General features: G+C 70.4%; 19 protein-coding genes. 5 read left to right on the top strand and 14 right to left on the bottom strand.

The window, feature by feature from the left end; translation table 11 throughout:
• Positions 1-7 precede the first annotated feature (7 nt).
• Positions 8-463: an Lrp/AsnC family transcriptional regulator gene (locus EES41_RS21120; RefSeq protein WP_008738483.1), complete on the bottom strand. Its 456-nt coding sequence runs from the start codon at positions 461-463 to the stop codon at positions 8-10.
• A 129-nt stretch (positions 464-592) separates the two neighbouring features.
• Here EES41_RS21120 and EES41_RS43845 point away from each other — a divergent pair, with 129 nt between their 5' ends.
• On the top strand, positions 593-727 hold the full coding sequence (locus EES41_RS43845) for a hypothetical protein (protein WP_008738484.1): 135 nt from the start codon (positions 593-595) through the stop codon (positions 725-727).
• On the opposite strand, the gene EES41_RS21115 is transcribed toward EES41_RS43845, so the two are convergent.
• The gene (locus EES41_RS21115) at positions 724-1410 is read right to left on the bottom strand and encodes a UbiX family flavin prenyltransferase (RefSeq protein WP_008738486.1); all 687 of its coding nucleotides are present in this window, start codon (positions 1408-1410) and stop codon (positions 724-726) included. The genes EES41_RS43845 and EES41_RS21115 overlap by 4 nt on opposite strands.
• 91 nt (positions 1411-1501) lie before the next feature.
• On the opposite strand from EES41_RS21115, the gene EES41_RS21110 reads away from it, so the two are divergent.
• A complete protein-coding gene (locus EES41_RS21110; protein WP_123079888.1) occupies positions 1502-2110 on the top strand; it encodes a rhomboid family intramembrane serine protease in 609 nt (202 codons plus the stop codon).
• A 181-nt stretch (positions 2111-2291) separates the two neighbouring features.
• Positions 2292-2972: a DUF6445 family protein gene (locus tag EES41_RS21105; protein ID WP_123079887.1), complete on the top strand. Its 681-nt coding sequence runs from the start codon at positions 2292-2294 to the stop codon at positions 2970-2972.
• 6 nt (positions 2973-2978) lie between these two features.
• On the opposite strand, the gene mqnP is transcribed toward EES41_RS21105, so the two are convergent.
• From mqnP to EES41_RS21090, 3 genes are read right to left on the bottom strand one after another with little or no spacing between them, the layout of a single operon-like run.
• Positions 2979-3902 carry a menaquinone biosynthesis prenyltransferase MqnP gene (gene mqnP, locus EES41_RS21100; RefSeq protein WP_123079886.1) on the bottom strand — a complete coding sequence of 308 codons (924 nt, stop codon included), beginning with the start codon at positions 3900-3902 and terminating at the stop codon, positions 2979-2981.
• Positions 3899-4381, bottom strand: coding sequence for a hypothetical protein (locus tag EES41_RS21095; protein WP_123079885.1), 483 nt, complete (start codon positions 4379-4381; stop codon positions 3899-3901). The genes mqnP and EES41_RS21095 overlap by 4 nt, the downstream gene beginning before the upstream one ends.
• Positions 4378-5835 carry a menaquinone biosynthesis decarboxylase gene (locus EES41_RS21090; protein WP_008738498.1) on the bottom strand — a complete coding sequence of 486 codons (1458 nt, stop codon included), beginning with the start codon at positions 5833-5835 and terminating at the stop codon, positions 4378-4380. Before EES41_RS21090 ends, EES41_RS21095 begins: the two co-directional genes overlap by 4 nt.
• 94 nt (positions 5836-5929) lie before the next feature.
• Here EES41_RS21090 and EES41_RS21085 point away from each other — a divergent pair, with 94 nt between their 5' ends.
• Positions 5930-6235 carry a PLD nuclease N-terminal domain-containing protein gene (locus EES41_RS21085; protein WP_174261715.1) on the top strand — a complete coding sequence of 102 codons (306 nt, stop codon included), beginning with the start codon at positions 5930-5932 and terminating at the stop codon, positions 6233-6235.
• Positions 6236-6268: 33 nt separating this feature from the next.
• Here the strand turns inward: EES41_RS21085 and EES41_RS21080 are convergent, their stop codons facing one another.
• Entirely contained in the window at positions 6269-7360 is a 1092-nt protein-coding gene (locus tag EES41_RS21080) for an IS630 family transposase (RefSeq protein ID WP_123079884.1), read from the bottom strand.
• A 33-nt stretch (positions 7361-7393) separates the two neighbouring features.
• Positions 7394-7798 carry a cupin domain-containing protein gene (locus tag EES41_RS21075; protein WP_254211528.1) on the bottom strand — a complete coding sequence of 135 codons (405 nt, stop codon included), beginning with the start codon at positions 7796-7798 and terminating at the stop codon, positions 7394-7396.
• An 89-nt stretch (positions 7799-7887) separates the two neighbouring features.
• Between EES41_RS21075 and EES41_RS21070 the strand changes: the two genes are divergently transcribed.
• Positions 7888-8319: a MarR family winged helix-turn-helix transcriptional regulator gene (locus EES41_RS21070; RefSeq protein WP_123082611.1), complete on the top strand. Its 432-nt coding sequence runs from the start codon at positions 7888-7890 to the stop codon at positions 8317-8319.
• A gap of 229 nt (positions 8320-8548) precedes the next feature.
• Here EES41_RS21070 and EES41_RS21065 read toward each other — a convergent pair whose 3' ends face one another.
• The 7 genes from EES41_RS21065 to hemL form a co-directional block, all read right to left on the bottom strand.
• Positions 8549-9103, bottom strand: coding sequence for an SRPBCC domain-containing protein (locus EES41_RS21065; RefSeq protein WP_254211527.1), 555 nt, complete (start codon positions 9101-9103; stop codon positions 8549-8551).
• Positions 9104-9128: 25 nt separating this feature from the next.
• Entirely contained in the window at positions 9129-10226 is a 1098-nt protein-coding gene (ccsB, locus tag EES41_RS21060; RefSeq protein ID WP_073794565.1) for a c-type cytochrome biogenesis protein CcsB, read from the bottom strand.
• Positions 10223-12022 carry a cytochrome c biogenesis protein ResB gene (locus EES41_RS21055; protein WP_174261714.1) on the bottom strand — a complete coding sequence of 600 codons (1800 nt, stop codon included), beginning with the start codon at positions 12020-12022 and terminating at the stop codon, positions 10223-10225. Before EES41_RS21055 ends, ccsB begins: the two co-directional genes overlap by 4 nt.
• 13 nt (positions 12023-12035) lie before the next feature.
• Positions 12036-12758, bottom strand: coding sequence for a cytochrome c biogenesis CcdA family protein (locus tag EES41_RS21050; protein WP_123082609.1), 723 nt, complete (start codon positions 12756-12758; stop codon positions 12036-12038).
• Between the two features lie 67 nt (positions 12759-12825).
• Positions 12826-13461, bottom strand: coding sequence for a TlpA disulfide reductase family protein (locus tag EES41_RS21045; protein WP_123079881.1), 636 nt, complete (start codon positions 13459-13461; stop codon positions 12826-12828).
• Positions 13462-13527: 66 nt separating this feature from the next.
• Positions 13528-14202, bottom strand: coding sequence for a histidine phosphatase family protein (locus EES41_RS21040; protein WP_123079880.1), 675 nt, complete (start codon positions 14200-14202; stop codon positions 13528-13530).
• Positions 14199-15533 (bottom strand): glutamate-1-semialdehyde 2,1-aminomutase, encoded by a 1335-nt coding sequence (gene hemL, locus EES41_RS21035; RefSeq protein ID WP_174261713.1) that lies wholly within the window; start codon positions 15531-15533, stop codon positions 14199-14201. Before hemL ends, EES41_RS21040 begins: the two co-directional genes overlap by 4 nt.
• Between the last annotated feature and the right edge of the window lie 65 nt (positions 15534-15598).

The following is a 15598-nucleotide window of genomic DNA, read 5'->3' as shown; positions in this document are numbered from 1 at the left end:
CGTACTCTCAGGCCTCTTCGGGCAGATCCCCGACCCGGTTCTCCCACTTCGTGGAGAGCACGATGGTGGTACGGGTGCGGGAGACGCCTCTGGTGCCGGAGAGCTTGCGGATGATCCGCTCCAGCCCGTCCACGTCACCGGCCCGCACCTTGAGCATGTACGAGTCGTCGCCGGCGATGAACCAGCAGTCCTCGATCTCGGCGAGGTCGCGCAGCCGGCGGGCCACGTCCTCGTGGTCGGCGGCGTCCGAGAGCGAGATGCCGATGAGGGCGGTGACGCCCATGCCGAGCGACGCCGAGTCCACGGTCGCCCGGTAGCCGGTGATCACACCGGCCGTCTCCAGGCGGTTGATGCGGTCGGTGACGCTGGGGCCGGAGAGGCCCACGAGACGGCCCAGCTCCGCGTACGAGGCACGACCGTTTTCCCGGAGTGCCTGGATGAGCTGCCTGTCCACCGTGTCCATTACGTGGAGCCTTCCATTATTCGGCGATCCTGCAAGTTTAGGTATAGAATCTAAGGCACGCAGGGTGAACACCCTGCGAATCTTTCAACAGATCAACGATGATCTGACGAGTATCAGGAGTGGTTCACCGTGTACACGATCGAGATGGCCTACGCGCACATGCGACAGCTCCAGGAGCTGGCCAACCGATCCCGCACCGACCAGCCCGCCGCCGCCCGTCGCGTCGACAAGACCCGCAAGCCCGGCCACGCCAAGAAGCGCTAGCCACCGCTCGCCTCCCCCGGGGAGCGGGCGCTTCCGAGCTCCCCCTCCCAACGGCGGTACAGCCCGTGCGGCACACCTGCCGCGTCGAGCACCCGCCCCGCGACGAAGTCCACCAGATCCTGGATGTGCGTCGCACCCGCGTAGAACGCCGGAGAGGCGGGCAGCACCACTGCGCCCGCCTCGTCCAGCGCCACCAGATGCCTGAGGGTCTGTCCGTTCAGCGGGGTCTCCCGCACCGCGACCACCAGCCGGCGCCGCTCCTTGAGCGTCACGCTCGCCGCCCGCTGGAGCAGGTCCTTCGAAAGCCCGAGCGCCACCCCCGCCACGCACGCCGTCGACGCGGGGACGATGAGCATCCCCTTCACCGGGTACGAGCCCGAGCTCGGTCCGGCGGCCAGGTCCCCGGCACCCCAGTACCGGACGTCGTCCAGACCGGGGCGCGGGAACGTCTCCGGCTTCCCGTCCGCCCCGCGGCCCAGCCACCGCTCCAGGTCCTCCCGCCAGTGCGCGTCCCGGAAGGCGATCCCGGTCTCGTCCAGCAGCGTGAGCCGCGAGGCCCGGCTGACCACCAGGTCCACGCTCTCGCCCGCCGCCAGCAGCCCGCGGACCACCGCCGCCGCGTACGGCGTCCCGGACGCCCCGGATACCCCAACCACCCAGGGGGTGCGCTTGCCGTCAGTCATGCCTACGAGACTATCCGGCCACCACCGGTGGGCACTGAGTAAGGTGACCCGACGTTCACAGGGTGGGACGGACAGTGGAAGGGGGATCCCGATGGCGTACGCGAGAGCGGACACCCGGATCGACGACTGGAGCCCGGCCGACCGGGCGAAGGCGGCCGGAAAACTCATGCTGGGCTGGGTGGCCCTGCTGTGGCTGATCGAGGTCCTCGACCTCGCCACCGGCCACGCCCTCGACGCGTACGGGATCGTCGCCCGCGAGCCGGACTCCCTCGGCGGGATCCTCGCGGCCCCGTTCCTCCACTTCGGCTTCGGGCACGTGGCCGCCAACAGCCTGCCGCTGCTCGTGCTCGGCTTCGTCGCGGCCCTCGGCGGCATCCGCCGCTTCCTGGCCGTCTGCGCGGTGATCACCGTGGCCGACGGGCTCGCGGTGTGGCTGATATCCCCCTCGGACTCCATCACGGCCGGCGCCTCGGGGCTGGTCTTCGGGCTCTTCGGCTACCTGCTGGTGCGCGGGTTCGTGGAGCGCAGAGCGCTGGGCGTGGTCGTCGGCATCGTCATCGCCGCCCTGTGGGGGACGACGGCCCTGACCGGCGTCCTGCCCACCGACTCCATGATCAGCTGGCAGGCCCACCTGTTCGGCCTCCTGGCGGGCGTGGCCGCCGCGCTCGCCTTCCCCCGCCGCAAGCCGGCAGGGCCCTGACGCCTCGCCCGACGCGCCGCCTGACGCCTCGTCCGGCGGCGTGCGGCGGCGTGCGGCGGCGGCCGGCGGCCTGCGACGGCGGCCCCTTGCCGGAGCCTTGGCGGCCCGTTGGCAGCCATTTGAGGGCCCCTTGAGGCCCCCTTGGGGCCTGCGCAACCGTCCCGGAACTAGCGTTCGCGGCATGCCGTCACACTCCCCGCGCCCCGGCGGGTTACCGGTCCTGCCCTACCGCAAGCCCACCCGGGGGCGCGACTACTGGATCCTGGACGACGTACTCCCCGACCCCGACGCCGTACGCGCCCGGCACCTCGCCTCCGACGACTGGGTCGAGGGCCGCCCGTACAAGCCCGAGCCCTGGCCCGGACTGCGGACGATGCCCGGCCTGGAGCAGGCCGAACTGGCGCACGTGGAGAAGGTGGTGCGGCGGGCGACCGGAGCCCGCCGGATCTGGGCCGAGGAACACACCGGCGGCGGCACCTTCAACCACAACTGCGTCCAGGTGGTCGGCAAGGACGAGTCCGAGCCGCGCCCGCACACCGACTCCCGCGCCCTGTGCCGCTACGCCGCCGTCCTCTACCTCAGCCCGGACCTCCCCGAGGACTGCGGTACGAGCTTCCACCGGCAGCTGCTGCCGGGCGGCGTCCTCGGCGGCAACCAGGTGCTCGCCCCGCACAACAACCTGGTCGACGCCCTCGGCACCCGCTTCGTCCCGCCGGACTCCTTCACCGAGGACGTCCGCGTCCCGCCCCGCTACAACCGGCTGCTGCTCTACGCCGCCAACATGATCCACACGGCGACCGGCTACCGGGGCAGCACCCTGGAGGACAAGCGCATGACGGCCGTCTTCTTCTGGATGGCCTAGGACGGCCTAGAGGGCGAGGCCCCGGGCGGCCAGGTCGAGGACCGCGCAGACGAAGAGGGCGATGCCGATGAACCCGTTGACCGTGAAGAATGCGCGGTTCAGACGGGACAGGTCGTGCGGCTTGACGATGGTGTGCTCGTAGAGGAACGCCGCGACGACGATCAGCAGGCCGCACCAGAACAGCACGCCCGCGCCGGTGGCGAGGGCGTACCAGACGAGCAGGCCGGTGGTCACCGCGTGCGCGGCGCGGGCGCCCCACAGGGCCGCGGGGATGCCGAAGCGGGCCGGGACGGACTTGACGCCCTCGGCGCGGTCGGCCGCCACGTCCTGGCAGCCGAAGATCAGGTCGAAGCCGCCGATCCACACGCCGACGGCGAGGCCCAGGATGACCGCGTCCCAGGACCATTCGCCCGTGACGGCCAGCCAGGCCCCGATCGGGCCTATCGCCTGGGCCAGGCCCAGGATCGCGTGCGGGAAGTTCGTGAACCGCTTGCCGTACGGGTACACCACCATCGGCACCACGGCGAGCGGCGCCAGCATCAGGCACAGCGGGTTCAGCAGCGCCGCCGACCCGAGGAACACCACGAGCGCGACCCCGGCCCCGGTCCACGCCGTCCGCACGGACACCGCGCCGGTGACGAGCTCGCGCCCGGCGGTGCGCGGGTTGCGGGCGTCGATCTCGCGGTCGATGATCCGGTTCGCCGCCATCGCGAAGGTCCGCAGGCCGACCATGCAGACGGTGACGAGCAGCAGCTCCCGCCAGTGCATGGTGCGGTCCAGCTCGAACATCGCGGTGAGCGCGGCGATGTAGGCGAAGGGCAGCGCGAAGACCGAGTGCTCGATCATCACGAGCCGCAGGAACGCCTTGACCTTGCCGGTCGGCTGCGGTGCCGGGCCGGGCCCGATCACCCCATCGGCGGTGGTCGTCATCCGAGGTTCCTCCGGAACTGTTCGAGTTCGGCGCGGAGGTCGGCGACGGACTGGGGGCCGATCTCGACCTCCAGCGCCGGGGTGCCCTCCGAGGGCGGCGGGACGACGGCGGCGACGAACGCGAAGCCCTCGCCCGCGGGGCGGCCGTCCAGGCGCAGGACATCGTGCGCCGACACGGTCAGCACCAGCGAGAACTCGGAGTCCGGGTCGGCGGTCGCGGCCAGCAGGCTGTCCGCGAAGGCGGCCGCCTCGGCGTCGGAGAGGTCGTTCAGGGCGATCTCGCGGCCCTCGCCGTCGGTCCGGTCGGCGATCAGCTGCCACAGGTCCGACGGTCCGGCGAACTCCTCGGGGGTGACCCCGGCCCGCTCGGCGGCCTCGCGGACCTCCGGCTGGGCGGGGTCGATCGAGGGGCGCACGAGGGCGACGCAGGGGGTGTCGCTGCCGATGAAGAGGGCGGGACCGCCCACGGCGATGCTCACAGGCCGTACTCCTTCCAGCGGCGGTCCACCAGGGCCGCCGTCGCGGGGTCGGACTCCACCATGTCGGGCCAGCCGCCGTCGCGCGTGTAGCCCTCCTCCGGCAGTTTCTTCGTGGCGTCGATACCGGCCTTGCCGCCCCAGAACTGCTGGTACGAGGCGTGGTCGAGATGGTCGACCGGGCCTTCGACGACCGTGAGGTCACGGGAGTAGTCCGTATTGCCGAGGGCCCGCCAGGACACCTCGTGCAGGTCGTGGACGTCGCAGTCGGAGTCCACCACGATGATCAGCTTGGTCAGCGACATCATGTGGGCGCCCCAGATGGCGTGCATGACCTTCTGCGCGTGCTTGGGGTACTTCTTGTCGATCGAGACGATCGCGCAGTTGTGGAAGCCGCCCGACTCAGGCAGGTGGTAGTCCACGATGTCCGGAATGATGATCTTCAGCAGCGGCAGGAAGAAGCGTTCCGTGGCGCGGCCCAGCGGGCCGTCCTCGGTCGGCGGGCGGCCGACCACGATCGACTGGATGAGCGGACGCTTGCGCATCGTCACGCAGTCGATCTTCAGCGCCGGGAACGGCTCCTGCGGGGTGTAGAAGCCGGTGTGGTCGCCGAAGGGCCCCTCCGGCAGCATCTCGCCCGGCTCCAGCCAGCCCTCGATGACGACCTCGGCGTTGGCCGGGACCTGGAGCGGGACCGTCTTGCAGTCCACCATCTCGATCCGCTTGCCCGCGACGAACCCGGCGAAGAGGTACTCGTCGATGTCGCCCGGCAGCGGCGCCGTCGACGCGTACGTCACGGCCGGCGGGCAGCCGAAGGCGATCGCGACCGGCAGTCGCTCGCCCCGCTTCTGGGCCACCGCGTAGTGGTTGCGGCTGTCCTTGTGGATCTGCCAGTGCATGCCGATGGTGCGCTTGTCGTGGCGCTGGAGGCGGTAGAGGCCGAGGTTGCGCACGCCCGTCTCCGGGTGCTTGGTGTGCGTCAGACCGAGGTTGAAGAAGGACCCGCCGTCCTTGGGCCAGGTGAACAGGGCCGGGAGCCGGTCCAGGTCCACGTCGTCGCCGGTGAGGACGACCTCCTGGACGGGGGCGGACTCGCCCTTCACCTTCTTCGGCGGCACGTGCACCATCGAGCCGAGTTTGCCGAAGGCCTCGCGGACCCCGATGAAGCCCTGCGGCAGCTCGGGCTTGAGCAGCCCGCCGATCTTCTCGCTGATCTCCGCGTACGACTTCAGGCCGAGGGCCTTGAGGAGGCGGCGGTCGGTCCCGAAGACGTTCATGGCCAGCGGCATCGCCGAGCCCTTGACGTTCTCGAACAGCAGCGCGGGACCGCCCGCCTTGTTCACCCTGTCGACGATCTCCCCGATTTCCAGGTACGGGTCGACTTCGGCCTTGATGCGCTTGAGGTCGCCCTCTCGCTCCAGAGCCCGGAGCAGCGAGCGGAGATCGTCGTAAGCCATAGGGGCCAGTATCCGTCACCAACTACCCTGGAGGCGTCACCGGGGCGCCCCCTGCGGGGCCCCGCCGCCACTGCCCGGGAGTCGGTCCCACACCGTGCTGCGCTATCTGCCGTTCCTGCTGATCATCGCGCTGACCATCTACGCCTTCATCGACTGCCTGAACACGCCGGAGGAGGAGGTCAAGCACCTCCCGAAGGTGATCTGGGTGATCATCATCCTGCTCTTCTCGATCGTCGGCCCGGTGGTGTGGCTGGCCGCCGGCAAGAAGCGGACGCTCGCGGGCGGCGGTTTCGGCGGCGGCGCGGGCCGGGCGCGGCGCGCGCAGTGGGTGGCGCCGGACGACAACCCGGAGTTCCTGCGGTCCCTGCGCGACGAGCAGGACGGCAAGGACAAGAACTAGGACGCCTCTTGCGCGCCTGGCGCGCCCGGCGCCCTAGTGACCTGAGTCAGAGATTCGTTGGCAGTAGGCGGCGACTTTGTCGAGGATCTCGTCGGCGGTCTTCGTCCAGACGAAGGGCTTGGGTTGGTCGTTCCAGTCGGTCAGCCAGGCCCGGATGTCGCGTTCGAGTGCCTGGACGGAGCGGTGGACTCCACGCTTGAGTTTCTTCTGGGTGAGCTCGGCGAACCACCGCTCGACCAGGTTCAGCCAGGACGCGCTCGTGGGCGTGAAGTGCAGGTGAAAGCGCGGGTGCGCCAGCAGCCACTTCTTCACGTCCGGCGTCTTGTGGGTCGCGTAGTTGTCCAGGATCAGATGGACCTGGAGACCGGCCGGGACTTCCTTGTCGAGCTTGGCCAGAAACTTCTTGAACTCGACGGCCCGGTGCCGTCGGTGCAGTGATCCGATCACCTTGCCGGTCGCGACTTCGAGGGCTGCGAAGAGGGTGGTGGTGCCGGCCCGGATGTAGTCGTGGCTGCGGCGCTCTGGAACACCGGGCATCATCGGCAGGACCGGCTGGGACCGGTCCAAGGCCTGGATCTGCGACTTCTCGTCCACGCAGAGAACCAGGGCCTTCTCAGGCGGGTCGAGATAAAGACCGATGACATCGCGGACCTTGTCGATGAACAGCGGGTCCGTGGACAGCTTGAACGTCTGCGACCGGTGCGGGGCCAGCGCGAAGGCCCGCCAGATCCGTGAAATGCTCGACTGTGACATCCCCGTCGCCGCGGCCATCGAGCGGGTGGACCAGTGGGTGGCGTTCTTCGGCGTTTCCTCGAGGGTCTTGACGATCACTCGCTCCACATCGGCATCGGTGATCTTCCGCGGTACACCCGGCCGGGGCTCGTCGCACAGACCGTCCAAGCCGTGCTCCAGGAAACGCCGCCGCCAGGTGCGGACCGTATCCGGAGCGATCCGCAGCCGACGGGACACCTCCATGATCGAGCGGCCGTCTGAGCACTCCAGCACGATCCGCGACCGCTGAGCCAGAGCCTGGGCCGTCGAACGACGACGTAACCAGCCCTCCAGCACAACACGCTGGGCATCGGTCACCGACAACGGCGGAATCTTCGGACCAGGACGACTCATACCGAACCAACGAGAAACCTCCGACTCAGGTCACTAGCGCGCCCAGGGCAGTTCGCGGGTGCCCTCCGCGCCCGTGACCGTGACGACGGCGTCCGCGCGCATCGCGACGTGGGCCTCGAAGCGCCCCGGGGCGCTGATGGTGCGCGGGACGTCCGGCGGGAGGACCAGGGTCTGGCCGGTGGCGACCCTCTCGGTGCGGCCGCCGCAGGTGACCTCCAGCGAGCCGGTGGTGACGGTCCAGACCTGCTCGCGGCTGACGGAGTGCTCGGGCCCCGTGGCCTCGGCGGGCATGTCGACCCGCCAGGTGCTGAGCTCGGAGCTGCCCCGGCTGGGGGAGGCGAGCCCGGTCATGGTGGCGTTCGGGGTGGTGGTGACGCTGTCGGGGGAAACGCTGATCACGCGCATGGGGGTGGCCTCGTCTTCTTCCTGGCGAGTCAAGGTGCTTTACTCGCAATGAGTAAAGCACCTTTACACGCGCGTGTCACCATGTCTGCGTGACCAGCAACCAAGACGAGGGCATCGAGCTGATGTTTCTGCTCGGCATGGGCTTCCAGCTGCTGCTCGGCGAGTTCACCCGCCGGGTCGCCGCGGCCGGGTACGAGGATCTGCGCCCCCTGCACGGCATGACGTTCCAGGTACTGGGGCGCTCCGGTGCCACCGCCACCGAGCTCGCCGAGCGCCTCGGGGTGACCAAACAGGCGGCCGGGCAGATCGTCGACGACCTGGAGCGGCGCGGCTACGTCCGGCGCGAACCGCACCCCGAGGGCGGACGGCGCAAGCTCGTGGTCCTGACGCGGGCGGCGCACGACCACCTGGCCGTGGCGGGCCGGATCCTGCACGAGCTGGAGGCCGAACTCGCGCACACCGCCGACCTCGGCGCCCTGCGCGGGGAGCTGGCCCGACTCGTGCGCGCACTGCACGGGGAGGGCCCGCTGCCGGCGCTACGACCGGTGTGGTGAGGAATCGCACCGAGGCCGGGGCGGCGGACGCCGAGGCCCGCGCGGCGGATGCCGAGACCGGGGCGGCGGACGCCGAGGCCGGGGCGGTACGCCGAGACCGGGGCGGAACGCCGAGACCGGGCAGCGTGAGCCAGGGTCCGCGCGGCGGATGCCGAGACCGGGACGGTACGCCGAGGCGCGCGGCGTGGGCCAGGGTCCGGGCGGCGTGCCCGGAGGCCGCGCACGCGGCTCAGGCCGCGGCGGCGGGTGGGGTGTAGGAGGCCCGTAGTGCGGCCAGGCGCTGGTCGGTACGGGCCGGGGGCGCCGCCGGGTGGCCCTCCAGCGCGGACTCCAGCAGCTCGAAGCGGCGGTGCCAGCCGGCCAGGTACTCCGCGTCCACCGCGCGGCCCCCGGTGGAGCCGGGCCGGTCGAGGCCGAGGCCGGGGCCGGGCTGGTCCGGGGCGTACTCGTGGGAGAAGCGGATCACGGTCGAGTCGGTGCCCACGGGCTCCAGGTGGAAGCGGATCCGCCCGAGCCCGGTCAGCGTGTACTCCACGACCCGCTCGACGTCCCAGGCCGTGACCTGCCCCGGGAGCGCCGGCCCGCCCTCCGCCCCGCGCAGCGTGACCGCTCCGCCCAGGCGCCGCTCCAGGACGTCCGCCTCGGCCAGCCAGCCGCGCAGCCCGTCCGGCGTGGTCAGGGCGGGCCAGATCGTCTCGTAGGCGTGGGGCAGGTGCGGCTCGAACCTCAGCAGCCGGCGGTCCTCGCCCCGGCTCTCGCTGGTGCCATGGCTCACAGGAGACATGACACCAGCGTCCCACTCCCGCCGGTCAGATGCCCGCGTAGGAGTGCTTGCCGTTGAGCAGGATGTTCACGCCGTAGTAGTTCCAGATCCAGCAGGCGAAGGCGAAGAGCGCGAGGTACGCGGCCTTGCGGCCCTTCCAGCCGGCGGTGGCGCGGGCGTGCAGGTAGCAGGCGTACGCCACCCACGTCACGAAGGACCAGACCTCCTTGGGGTCCCAGCCCCAGTAGCGGCCCCACGCGTCGCCGGCCCAGATCGCGCCCGCGACGATGGTGAACGTCCACAGCGGGAAGACGGCCGCGTTGATGCGGTACGAGAACTTGTCGAGCGAGGCCGCGGACGGCAGCCGCTCCATCACCGAGGCCGCGAACCGGCCCGGCGTGCGGCCTTCGGCGAGCCGGGCCTCGTAGGAGTCGCGGAACAGGTACAGCACCGCGCCGGCCGCGCCGATGTAGAAGACGGCGCCGCAGAAGATCGCGGTCGAGACGTGGATCCACAGCCAGTACGAGTGCAGCGCGGGCACCAGCTGGTCGCTGTCGGTGTACAGCCAGGTGACGGCGATGCCGAGGTCCAGCAGGACGGTGGTGACCAGGATCAGGCCGAGCCAGCGCACGTTCTTCTTCAGCGCCAGCAGCGCCAGGTACGCGCCGACCGCCACCGTGGAGAAGGTCAGCGAGAACTCGTACATGTTGCCCCAGGGGGCGCGCTGCACGGACATGGCACGGGCGACGACGCCGGCCGCCTCGATGATGAAGGCGAGCGCGGTCAGCGAGATCGCGATCCGCCCGTACAGGTCGCCCTGCTCGGTGCCGCCGGCCGCGCCCGGGCCGTCCGGGACGTCGCGGGAACCGGCCGCGGACCGCGTGACGACCTTCGGCCGGTCCAGTACGGCGGTCCCGCCCTTGCCGCGCACCTGCACGGCGGGAGCCCCGGCGGTCCCGGCGGCCCCGGCGGCCTTGGAGGCGGTCAGCGCGGCGGCCGTACGGCCCACCTTGCTGCGGCTGCCGAAGATCCACTCGGCGATGTGCGCGAAGAAGGCGAGCATGTAGACCGCCATCGACGAATAGACCAGGTAGTTGCTGATCTGAGCGAGGTGCTCATCGGTTGCGACTGCGAGCGGCGTCATCCGCGCTCCCCTTCAACTTCAACGGTTTCCTTGGCAGGTCGGTCGGGCGCGGGCGCGGTGGGCGCCTGCTGGTGGAGCGCCGCGGCGAGCGCCGACAGCTCCTCCGGGAGCTTGGCGGACTCGCTGCGGCCCAGTCCCGCCATCTCGACGACGGTCACGCCGTCCTCGCCGGTCACCGCGCGGACCCAGATCCGGCGGCGCTGGATGAACAGGGAGGCGGCCAGGCCGCCGATGGCGGCGATCGCGCCCGCGAGGGCGAGGCCGCTGCCGGGCTGGTGGGTGACGGAGAAGGTGGCCCAGCGCTCGATGCCCTCGAACTTCACCGTGCCGGCGCCGTCGGGAAGGGTCATCGTCTCGCCCGGCAGCAGCTTCCGCTTGAACAGCTCGCCGTTCTCGTCGGTGAACTTCTCCATCTTCGACGTGTTGAGCTGGTACACGTTCTGCGGAAGGCCCGAGTCCACGCCGAGGCTGCCGTGGTACGCGTTGAGCGCGAGCACGGGGAACTTCAGCTCCGGGAACTGGGAGAACATCGTCCCCTTGCCCTCGCCCGCGTACGTCGGCACGAACCAGGCGTTGAAACCGAGCTGCTCCGCCTTGCCGTCCTTGTTCTTGTAGCCGTCGGTGACCTTGACGGCGCCGGAGGAGGTCAGGTTCGCGTCCTGGGGCAGCATCGGCACGGCGTCCTTGAAGATCACCTTGCCGTCGGGGGCGGTCACCGAGATGACCGGCGCGTAGCCGTGCCCCAGCAGGTAGACCTTGGAGCCCTCGACCTGCATCGGGGTGTTGACCTCGATCTCGCGCTTCTGCGGCTTGCCGTCCGAGCCCTCGCGGAGGGTGACGTACGCCTTGAAGTCGCGCGGGGTGCCCTTCTGCGGGCCGGACTCCTCGAAGGTCGCGTCGAACTTGTCGAGCGTGAAGGAGAACGGCGGCAGGTCGTCGGGCTCGAAGAAGCCGCCCTTCTTGAAGTCGTCGTACTGGGTGAGCGTGTTCGAGAAGCCCTTGCCGCGCAGGACGAGCTTGCCGCCCTCGGACTTGAACAGCTGGCCCCAGGCGAACGCGATCAGCATCACGATCAGGGCGATGTGGAAGGCCAGGTTCCCGGCCTCGCGCAGATAGCCCTTCTCGGAGGCGACGGAGTCGCCGGACGGCTCGGTGCGGAAGCGGCGGCCGCCCAGCAGGGTCCTGGCGTGCGCGAGCACCTCGCCGGCGGGCTTCTCCGTGCGCCACGTCGCGTACGCGGGCATCCGGTCGAGCCGCTTCGGGGCGCCCGGCGGGCGGTCCCGGAGCTGGCCGACGAACTGCCAGGAGCGCGGCAGGATGCAGCCGATCAGCGAGATGAACAGCAGGATGTAGATCGCGGAGAACCACACCGAGCTGTAGACGTCGAAGAGCTGGAGCTTCTCCGCGATCCCGACCCAGGAGGCGTGCTCCTTCTTCCAGTCGGCGACCTTGAGGGCGTCGACCTGGGTCTGCGGGATGAGGGAGCCGGGGATCGAGCCGAGGGACAGCAGGAACAGCAGGATCAGCGCCACCCGCATGGAGGTGAGCTGGCGCCAGAACCAGCGGACCCAGCCGAAGACACCGATGCCGACGGGGTCGGCGGGGGCGTCGTCGAGGGGCGCGGTGGACAGCTGTGCCCCGGCGGCCGCCTCGGCGCTCGCCTCGGCCCGGGCTTCGGCTTCGGCTTCGGTCCCGGCCTCGGCCCGGGCTTCGGCTTCGGTCCCGGCCTCGGCCTCGGCCTCGGCGGTGGTTTCGGATCGCGTCGCGCCTGTGGGCGCGTTGTCAGTCGTACTCATGTCCGTGTAGTCCTCAGATCCCCACCGTGAAGCCGTTGGTCCAGCTCTGCATCTCGCCGACGATGCTGCTCCACATTCCTGTGACGAGCAGCAGACCCGTCAGGATCAGCATGCCGCCGCCGATGCGCATCACCCACGCGTAGTGCCGCTTCACCCAGCCGAACGCGCCGAGCGCCTTGCGGAAGGCGAGGGCGGTGAGGATGAAGGGCAGCCCGAGTCCCAGGCAGAACACGACGGTCAGCAGCGCGCCGCGGCCGGCGGTCGCCTGATCGAGGGAGAGCGTGTTGACGGCCGCGAGCGTCGGGCCCATACAGGGGGTCCAGCCGACCCCGAAGAGCACGCCGAGCACCGGCGCGCCGATCAGGCCCACCGCCGGCTTCTTGTGGAAGCGGAACTCGCGCATCGTCAAACCGGGGATCGCCCCCATGAAGAACAGGCCGAGCACGATGACCAGGCCGCCCAGGATCCGGGAGATGCCGTCCTTGTTCGCCGCGAGGGTGTCCCCGAAGTAGCCGAAGAGCGCTCCCGTGGAGACGAAGACGGCCGAGAAGCCCAGGACGAACAGGGTCGCGCCGCCCAGCATCCGGCCGCGCCGGGCCTCGGCGAGATCGGCTCCGCCGACGCCGGTCACGTACGAGAGGTAGCCGGGGACGAGCGGGAGCACACAGGGCGAGAAGAACGAGACCAGCCCGGCCAGCAGCGCGAGCGGCAGGGCCAGCAGCAGCGCGCCGTTCATGACCGTCGTGTTCACGCCGGTCTGCTCGGCCGCGAGGAGGAACGGGGAGAGTTCGGTGACCACGAGGTCACTTCTCCGCGAGCAGCGGGTCGATCATCGAGCGCAGCTGCTCCTCGTTGACCGCGACCAGGGTACGGGCGGCGATCTTGCCCTCCCTGTCGAGGACGATCGTGGACGGGATCGACTGCGCGTTCAGCGTCCCCTTGGGGAAGCGGAGCATCAGTTTGCCGTCCGGATCGTAGAGGCTCGGATAGGTGATCCCGAAGGTCTCCTCGAAGCCCGCCGCGTTCTGCTTGCTGTTGTCGCGGGTGTTGATGCCCACGAAGGCGACGTCCTTGCCGGCGTCGGCGAGTTCCTTGGAGACCTTCGCGAAGTTCGGTGCCTCCGCCCGGCAGGGCGGACACCACGAACCCCACACGTTCAGGACGACGATCTTGCCCTTGAGCGTGGTGGTGTCGAGGGTCTTGCCGTCGACGGTCTCGCCGTCGAGCTTGGGCGCGTCCGTACGGTCCGCCTTGGCGACCGTGGAGATGCCGCTGGGGCCCGTCACGTAATTGCCGCCGGCGGAACCGGCGGATTTACCGCCACCGCCCGAATCGCCGCACGCCGCGAGGGTGAAGGCGCCGGCGAGGGTCACCGCGGTCAGCAGGGTGGCGCGGCCGCTGGTCGAGCGGCGGCGACGGGGGGCGCGGCTAAGGCTCATGTGAAAAGTTTCGCATGGGCGATTTGCGGATCTTCCGCACCCCCCGACGGGCTGCTAAGGCGCTGGTCAGGCGCCGAACGCCTTCGACTTCCCCTTCACGGGCCTCGCCCCCGCCAGCAAATGCGCCGGAACCAGGTCCCGCGCCGGCTCGCTGTAGCCCACCGACACCAGCGCGTCGCCCTGGTACGTGAACGAGGTCAGCGAGGCCAGCGTGCACTGCCGGCGCCGCGGGTCGTGCCACAGCCGCCGCTTCTCCGCGAAGCTGCGCACGATCCAGATCGGCAGCTGGTGGCTGACCGCGACCGCCTCATGACCGCGGGCCGCGTCACGCGCCGACTCGATCGCGCTCATCATCCGGACGACCTGCTCGACGTACGGCTCGCCCCAGGACGGCTTGAACGGATTCGTCAGGTGCTTCCAGTTGCCCGGCTTGCGCAGCGCGCCGTCACCGACACCGAAGGTCTTGCCCTCGAAGACGTTGCCGGCCTCGATCAGCCGGCCGTCGGTCGCCAGCTCCAGACCGTGCAGCTTCGCGATCGGCGTGGCAGTCTCCTGCGCCCGCTCCAGCGGCGAGGACACCACATGCGTGATGTCCCGGCTCTCCAGGTGCTCGGCGACCCGGTCCGCCATCTCGCGTCCCAGGTCGGAGAGGTGATAGCCGGCCCGGCGGCCGTAGAGCACACCGTCCGGGTTGTGCACCTCGCCGTGCCGCATCAGGTGGACGACCGTGATCTCGCTCATGCGGACACCTCCGGGGTGGCCTCGGCCGCGGCGCGGGCGGCGGCGGGCAGCGCCGCCGCGATCCGCTCGACGGCCCGCTCGTCATGGGCCGTCGAAACGAACCAGGACTCGAAGGCGGAAGGCGGCAGGTAGACGCCCTGGGACAGCATCGAGTGGAAGAACCCGTTGAAGCGGAAAGCCTCCTGCTTCTTCGCCTCGTCGTAGTTCGTCACCTCGTCCTCGGTGAAGAACACGGAGAACATGTTGGAGGCCGTCTGGAGCCGGTGCGCCACACCCTCCTTGGTCAGCGCCTCCGTGACCAGACCCTGGATCCGCGCCGACACCGCGTCGACCTTCTCGTACGCGGCGTCGTCCAGCAGCCGCAGCTGCGCCAGACCCGCCGCGGTGGCGATCGGGTTACCGGACAGCGTGCCCGCCTGGTAGACCGGGCCGACCGGAGCCAGGTGACCCATCACATCGGCGCGGCCGCCGAACGCCGCCGCCGGGAAACCGCCGCCCATGACCTTGCCGAAGGTCATCAGGTCCGGCTTGACCCCGTCCACACCGAACCAGCCGGCGCGCGAGGTGCGGAAGCCCGTCATCACCTCGTCGGAGATGTACAGCGCGCCGTTCTCCCGGCACACGTCCGCGAGCCCCTGGTTGAAACCGGCCGCCGGAGTCACGACACCCATGTTGCCGGGCGCGGCCTCCGTGATCACACAGGCGATCTCACCCGGGTGCGCGGCGAACGCCGCCCGGACCGCCTCCAGGTCGTTGTACGGGAGCACGATCGTGTCCCCGGCCTGCGCACCGGTCACCCCGGGGGTGTCGGGCAGCGCGAAGGTCGCCAGACCCGAGCCGGCCGCGGCCAGCAGCGCGTCCACGTGCCCGTGGTAGCAGCCGGCGAACTTCACCACCTTGGCCCGGCCCGTGAAACCACGGGCCAGCCGGATCGCGGACATGGTCGCCTCGGTGCCCGAGGACACCAGACGGACCTGCTCGACCGGCTCGACACGCGCGACGATCTCCTCGGCGAGCGCGACCTCACCCTCACCGGGCGTACCGAAGGAGGTGCCGCGGGCGACCGCGGCCATCACCGCCTCCGTGACGGCCGGGTGGGAGTGCCCGAGGATCATCGGACCCCACGAGCAGACCAGGTCGACGTACTCGCGGCCGTCGGCATCGGTCAGATAAGGACCGGTACCAGACACCATGAACCTGGGCGTTCCACCCACCGCGCGGAAGGCGCGCACGGGAGAGTTCACGCCGCCCGGCGTCACGAGGGACGCACGCGTAAACAGGTTCTGCGAGACTGGGGCTTCATACGGATACGGGTAGCTCACACCAGCCATGGTCTCATCAGGCCGCGACTGACTTGCGGACGGGCGTTTCACCGCGCCGCCCCGGGGGAGGTCAC

It is taken from the genome of Streptomyces sp. ADI95-16 (assembly GCF_003721495.1).
Taxonomy (GTDB): domain Bacteria; phylum Actinomycetota; class Actinomycetes; order Streptomycetales; family Streptomycetaceae; genus Streptomyces; species Streptomyces goshikiensis.
Note: the sequence above shows the minus strand (reverse complement) of the source record. Positions and strands in the feature narration are given on the sequence as shown.